This is a genomic window from Brevibacterium sp. AGC70 (assembly GCF_057334195.1).
This window is the reverse complement of record NZ_JBHFIH010000010.1, coordinates 131,947-138,291: the sequence shown is the minus strand read 5'-3', so window position 1 is coordinate 138,291 and position 6,345 is coordinate 131,947. Positions and strand designations below refer to the sequence as shown.

Below are 6,345 nucleotides of genomic sequence, written 5' to 3'. Positions count from 1 at the left end.
TCGCCGAGAACCCCCCCCCGATGAGACACCGCCGTTGCTGTCCGTCAGACGCTCAGTCCAGCAGGTCGTGCCGCACGATCGACTGTTCGCGATCGGGGCCGACGCCGATGACCGACATCCGGCAGCCCGAACGCTCTTCGAGTGCGAGCACGTACTTCTGCGCGTTCTCGGGCAGGTCTGCGAAGGTGCGAGCCCCGGTGATGTCCTCTGCCCAGCCCTCGAAGTATTCGAAGATGGGCTTGGCGTGGTGGAACTCGGTCTGCGACATCGGCATCTCGTCCTGGCGGACTCCGTCGACCTCGTAGGCCACGCACACGGGGATGGACTCGATGCCGGTGAGCACATCGAGCTTGGTGAGCACATAGTCGGTGAACCCGTTGACGCGTGCGGCGTAGCGGGCGATGACGGCGTCGTACCAACCGCAGCGGCGCGGGCGTCCTGTATTGACTCCGAACTCACCGCCGGCCTTCTGCAGGTACTCCCCCATGTCATCGAAGAGCTCGGTGGGGAACGGTCCGGCCCCCACGCGCGTGGTGTAGGCCTTGACGATTCCGACGACGCGGTTGATGCGTGTGGGTCCGATGCCCGAGCCGACGCAGGATCCGCCGGCGGTCGGGTTCGAGGAGGTCACAAAGGGGTAGGTGCCGTGGTCGACGTCGAGCATCGTGGCCTGTCCGCCTTCCATGACGATAACCTCGTCACGATCCAGGGCGTCGTTGAGCAGCTGCTCGGTCTCGGCGACGTAGGGGCGCAGTCGTTCGACGAAGGGCAGGAAGTAGTCGACGATCTCTTCGACGTCGACGGCTCGGCGGTTGTAGACCTTGACGAGGAGTTCGTTCTTCTGCCGCAGCGAGCCTTCGATCTTCTGGCGCAGGATCGACTCGTCGAAGATGTCCTGGACGCGGATACCGAGGCGTCCGATCTTGTCCATGTAGGCCGGTCCGATGCCGCGTCCGGTGGTGCCGATGGCGCGCTTGCCCAGGAACCGTTCGGTCACCTTGTCCAGGGTCTGGTGGTAGGGCGCGACGAGGTGGGCATTAGCCGAGATCCGCAGCTTCGAGGTGTCTGCACCGCGGGATTCCAGGGCTTCGATCTCTTCAAAGAGGGCTTCGAGGTTGACCACGACGCCGTTGCCGATGACCGGAGTGACGTTGGGCGAGAGGATGCCTGCCGGCAGAAGCTTGAGTTCGTACTTCTCGCCGCCGACGACAACCGTGTGGCCTGCGTTGTTCCCACCGTTGGGCTTGACCACGTAGTCGACGCTGGTGCCGAGGATATCGGTCGTTTTACCTTTACCTTCGTCGCCCCATTGAGCGCCGACGACAACGATTGCTGGCATGAGAGTTCTTCACCTCAAAGTGAAAGCGGGGATGTCATTACTGCATTAGTCTACTGGGTCACCATGACACGACGGCGAGCAGGCTCTACATCCGGGTGCTCGGGATCTGAGCCCGCTGCGCAAGGACCTGCTCTCGCAGGATCTCCGCATGGCCGCAATGCTGGGCCAGCTCACGCAGCATGTGAAGGTAGATCCAACGCAGCGGCATCGGCCCCGACCGGTGCCCGGTGAGCACCGTGTCCAGAGTCATCTCCTCCACCGCGTGATGCGAGCGCTCGACAGCCTGCCAATACGCCTCAGTGACGCTTGCCACGGTGTCCTCATCAGCAAGGTTGAACGAGTCTCCGGAATCACTCGGCAGCCCGTATTCGGTTCGGTACCGCCCGGTCACGACCTCCCCGAACCACACGGTCTCGACGAAGATCGCGTGCTTGGCCAAGGACAGCAGAGTCGTCCGGCTGGGCACCAGAGAACGGCGTGCCTCGTCCTCGCTCACCCCCTCCAAACTAGCAAGGAGCTTGCCCCGGTATTCGTCGACGAGTGCGGGCAGCTGTTCATCGATGGGAGCAGTCCTGATGTCACGCTCTTTTGAGTCGGCCATGACCACCAGCATAGGCCTCACCCTCGCCGAGGTGGCCCGCCGTTGGCCTGCCGACTCACCCACCCAGCCGCGCCTCTTGCCCCGCCGAGCTCGTCGTACTTATGCTGAGACCACCAGTAGTTCCGTCGTTCGGGCAGATTGCTCCTGAACATCGCCGGTGACGTCGACGTCAGGCATGCAGCCCCGTTGGAGGTCATCATGTCAATCGCGAGCCCGTCAGCTTCATCCTCAGCGTCATCGCGTCCCACCCTTCCCTTCGCCAGCCGGGCCGACAGCCTCGTCGGCTCTGTCATCGATTCCTCCGTGGCGATGCTCGCTGCCTACGACCACGACATCGTCAAGTTCGGCATGGGCTCACCTGCACCCGATATGCTGCCGGCCGAGGACTTCGCTCGGATCGCAAACAGCGTCTTCACTCCGGAGAGCTTCACCTACGGGGAGACGCAGGGCGAGCCTGTCCTCATCGATGCGCTGCTGAACTACCTGCAGGAGACCGGTCAGATCCCGGCCGAGCATTTCGGCAACCGTGAGCGCCTGGTCATCACCACCGGCGGCATGCAGGGAATCGATCTCGGCTTCAAGCTCTTCGTCAGCCCCGGCGACCTCGTCCTCTGTGAGGCCCCCACGTACACGAACGGCTCGGCCACAGCCCTGAGCTATGAAGCGGAGATCGCCGAGGTGCCGGTCGACGATGAGGGAATGCAGGTGGACGCGCTCGACGACATCGTGGCGCGGGCCGGTCGCGCCCCCTCGGTGATCTATACGGTCCCGACGTTCCAGAACCCGGCCGGCGTGACGATGTCCCTGGCCCGCCGTGAGAAGCTCCTCGAATTCGCCCACCGCCACAATTCGGTCATCCTCGAGGACAATCCCTACGGCACTCTGCGCTTCTCCGGGGAGGACATCCCCTCCCTCAGCCAGCTCAGCCCCAATGATCCGCTGATCTTCGGTGTGCGCACCTTCTCCAAGTTCGTCGCCCCCGGCCTGCGCATCGGCTGGCTCGACATCGACCCGGACCTGCGCGGTCTGATCATCAACGCCAAGCAGACCATGGACTCGTGCACGAGCCTGCCCACCCAGCACATGGTCGCGAAGTGGCTCGATGACGGCAATGCCGAGACCCACGTCGCCCATCTGCGCAGCTCCTATGGCGAGCGCAAGACGGCGATGACGTCCGGGCTCGAACGGCTCTTCGGCGAGGAGATCCGGTCAACGGATCCCGATGGGGGCTTCTTCCTGTGGGTGACGTTCAATGACGAGACCATCAACACCGAGGACCTCATGCCCGTGGCTCTGGAGGAAGGCGTGGCCTACATTCCCGGAACCGCGTTCTCCCAGACCGGTGACTTCACAAACGCGCTGCGCCTGTGCTTCGCCTCGGCGGAACCGCAGCGCATCGAGGAAGGGCTGCAGCGACTGCACCGAGCCGTTGGCAAGTACTCGTCGGCTCGCTCGCACGCCCGTCACTGATCCTGTTCTGTCCACTCACACTCGCCGAGGCGGCTGATCCATTGGATGAGCAGCTGGGTCTCGGCTGCACCGAGGACCTCCGGATGCGCTGCCGCACGTTCGATCACCCAGTGCCCCAAGTGCTGCCCATCATCGCCGGCCTGCCCCGATCCGGTGATCGCGGCGAGCACGCCCTCACGCACTCCTGCTGAGAGATCCGGATCGGCTCGGCCCTGGATGATCAGCCGCAGTGTCACTCCGATGTTCGTCGCCAGGATGTGGGCCGCGGCCTGTTCATAGCCAACCACCAGCCGCCCCTGCTCTTCGGCCCGACGTGTCAGTGAACGGAGGATCTCGCTCGGCTTCGATTGCGCTTCCGGTGAGTACCCGGGCCTGACCTTGCCGTACATGAGCGTGTAGAAACCGGGGTTCTCCAACCCGAAGGACACATGAGCATCCCAGCCCATCCGCAGGTCCTGGATCGGATCACCGCTGGATTCGGAGGCTGACTTGGCAGACAGATACATGTCGAAGCCACGTTCGATGACGGCCTCGATGAGCCCCTGCTTGTTGCCGAAGAAGTGATACAGAGTCGGCATCTTCACACCCACGGCATCACAGACCGCCCGCAGGGAGAAGTCCTCCCCGGGGGTTGCAGCAATGAGGTCCGCAGCCGCGTTGAGCAGCCGCGTCCGTGTATCAAGCGATGCCACCTCTGTCATGTCGCTATATTATCGTGTATTGTCGCTACAGTCAGATGTACCACCGATACAAGCGGAGATGCCATGACCGATCAATCACTCCAGGGCAAGCACATCCTCATCGCCGGCGGCGGAAAGAATCTGGGCGGGCTCATCGCCCAGCAGGCCGCCGAGGCAGGTGCCGATATAGCCATTCACTACAATTCCGAATCCTCCCGCAGTGAGGCCGAGGCCACTCTCGCCGCGGTCGAGTCGAGCGGGGCAAAGGGCGTGCTCCTGACCGGAGACCTCACCCGGCCTGCCAACGTCGAGAAGCTGTTCGCTGATGCCACCTCGGCGCTGGGCACGATCGACATCGCAGTGAATACGACGGGCAAGGTGCTGCGCAAGCCGATCGCGGACACCACAGAAGACGAGTACGACTCGATGTTCGACATCAACTCCAAGGCCGCCTACTTCTTCATCAAGGAGGCGGGGAAGCACCTTGCCGACAACGGCAAGATCATCACCATCGTCACGGCGCTGCTTGCGGCATTCACAGACGGGTATTCGACATACGCCGGCGGAAAGAGCCCTGTGGAGCACTTCACCAGGGCTGCGGCGAAGGAGTACGCTGAGCGTGGAATCTCGGTCACGGCGATTGCCCCGGGGCCGATGGACACTCCGTTCTTCTACGGTCAGGAAACACCCGAACGGGTGGAGTTCCACAAGTCGCAGGGCATGGGCAATCAGCTCACTCAGATCGAGGACATCGCTCCGATCGTGCGGTTCCTCGCCACCGAGGGCTGGTGGATCACCGGCCAGACGATCTTCGCCAATGGCGGATACACCACTCGCTGACACACCGCATAAACACAACGCATACCTCACAGAAGCTAAGGAGCACCAAATGTCAGATCTGCAGATTCCCGAGCCCGTCGCCGGCTTCATCGACGCCGTCAACGCCCACGACGAACAGGGCTTCCTCGACGCCTTCACCGCCGATGGCACGGTCGACGACTGGGGCAGAGAATTCACCGGCCGCGATGCCATCAAGGCCTGGAGCGACAAGGAATTCATCGGCGCGACCGGCACCCTCACGCCCGAAGAGGTCTCGAACGATGGTGATGAGGTCACCGTCATCGGCGACTGGCGTTCAACTCACGCGAATGGCCGATCTTCGTTCACCTTCGCCGTCGACGGCGCCAAGCTGAGCCGGATGACGATCCGCGAGGGCTGAGTCACCTCATCCCATCAGGGGCCGTCGGATGTCAGCCATCCGGCGGCCTCTTCGTGTGCCCGTGTGGCAGAATTGCAGTGATGTTCACCAGCGTCACGGCGGTGGGGCTCGCCGTACCCAACCTCGGTTCTCCGACAACAGTCCCTACCTCGACCGGCGTCAGCGTGCCCAGAAGGTAGGAGTTCCCATGAGCAACGCCCCCAGCAACAGCAGGCCCGCCCATCTGCGCCTGCCCTATCTGGGATTGGCGCTCATCGGCGGCACGTTCGGCACTGCTGCCCGCGAAGCCATCACGCTTGCGTTCCCCTCTGCCGACGGCATTCCTTGGGCGATCTTCGCCGTCAACATCCTCGGCGCCTTCCTCCTGGGGCTGCTTCTCGATGCCCTGGCTCAAATGGGTCCCGATGAGGGTCGCAGACGTCGGCTGCGCATCCTGGTCGGGACCGGGTTCATGGGTGGCTTCACCACCTACAGCGCGCTGGCTGCGGATACGGCGAGCCTCCTCGGCGAGGGTGATGCCGGTGCTGGGGTCACCTACGGCCTGGGCACAGTGCTCGTCGGCGGTCTGGCTACGTGGGCGGGCATCGCCACGGCAACTGTCGCGCACAATCGAGGGGCGAAATGACGCCGCTGATCTTCATCGCGCTCGCCCTGGCCGGGGGCATCGGCGCCTCCGCGAGGATGCTGCTCGACGGGATCATCAGATCACGTGTGAGCAGCGCCATCCCCTGGGGCACGATCACCATCAACGTCAGCGGGTCACTGGCGCTGGGACTTCTGACCGGACTGGCCAGCGCCTCGCTCCTGCCCGAGGCGTGGCAGCTTGTCATCGGCACAGGATTCCTCGGCGGGTACACGACATTTTCAACCGCCAGCTTCGAGACCATCCGCCTCATCCAGGATCGCCGGTGGGCCCTCAGCCTATTCAACGGCCTCGGCACGCTGGTGGTGGCGACCGCAGCGGCAGGATTGGGGCTGTGGATCGGCGGGCTGATATGACGCCGGTGCGGGCGGAGTCAACTGCTCCACCCGCACC

At 63.7% G+C, this 6,345-nt stretch carries 8 protein-coding genes; 5 read left to right on the top strand and 3 right to left on the bottom strand.

Translation table 11 applies throughout. The features are described from left to right. Positions 1–52: 52 nt before the first annotated feature. Both ACE03M_RS08180 and ACE03M_RS08175 read right to left on the bottom strand, forming a co-directional pair. A complete protein-coding gene (locus tag ACE03M_RS08180) occupies positions 53–1,339 on the bottom strand; it encodes an adenylosuccinate synthase (protein WP_143923594.1) in 1,287 nt (428 codons plus the stop codon). An 85-nt stretch (positions 1,340–1,424) separates the two neighbouring features. Then, positions 1,425–1,940, bottom strand: coding sequence for a DinB family protein (locus ACE03M_RS08175; RefSeq protein ID WP_143923595.1), 516 nt, complete (start codon positions 1,938–1,940; stop codon positions 1,425–1,427). Positions 1,941–2,138: 198 nt separating this feature from the next. Here ACE03M_RS08175 and ACE03M_RS08170 point away from each other — a divergent pair, with 198 nt between their 5' ends. After that, positions 2,139–3,410: an aminotransferase-like domain-containing protein gene (locus ACE03M_RS08170; protein WP_485933487.1), complete on the top strand. Its 1,272-nt coding sequence runs from the start codon at positions 2,139–2,141 to the stop codon at positions 3,408–3,410. Here ACE03M_RS08170 and ACE03M_RS08165 read toward each other — a convergent pair. Next, positions 3,404–4,111: a TetR/AcrR family transcriptional regulator gene (locus tag ACE03M_RS08165; RefSeq protein ID WP_485933486.1), complete on the bottom strand. Its 708-nt coding sequence runs from the start codon at positions 4,109–4,111 to the stop codon at positions 3,404–3,406. The genes ACE03M_RS08170 and ACE03M_RS08165 overlap by 7 nt on opposite strands. A 63-nt stretch (positions 4,112–4,174) precedes the next feature. Between ACE03M_RS08165 and ACE03M_RS08160 the strand changes: the two genes are divergently transcribed. The 4 genes from ACE03M_RS08160 (at position 4,175) to crcB (ending at position 6,308) form a co-directional block, all read left to right on the top strand. Further along, positions 4,175–4,930, top strand: coding sequence for an SDR family oxidoreductase (locus ACE03M_RS08160; RefSeq protein WP_143923598.1), 756 nt, complete (start codon positions 4,175–4,177; stop codon positions 4,928–4,930). A gap of 49 nt (positions 4,931–4,979) precedes the next feature. Then, complete coding sequence (locus tag ACE03M_RS08155) at positions 4,980–5,309, top strand: nuclear transport factor 2 family protein (RefSeq protein WP_143923599.1); 330 nt, start codon at positions 4,980–4,982, stop codon at positions 5,307–5,309. A gap of 187 nt (positions 5,310–5,496) precedes the next feature. Further along, a complete protein-coding gene (locus tag ACE03M_RS08150; protein WP_143923600.1) occupies positions 5,497–5,934 on the top strand; it encodes a fluoride efflux transporter FluC in 438 nt (145 codons plus the stop codon). Continuing rightward, positions 5,931–6,308, top strand: a complete 378-nt coding sequence (gene crcB, locus ACE03M_RS08145; RefSeq protein WP_485933483.1) for a fluoride efflux transporter CrcB — start codon at positions 5,931–5,933, stop codon at positions 6,306–6,308. The genes ACE03M_RS08150 and crcB overlap by 4 nt, the downstream gene beginning before the upstream one ends. The last annotated feature ends 37 nt before the right edge of the window (positions 6,309–6,345 follow it).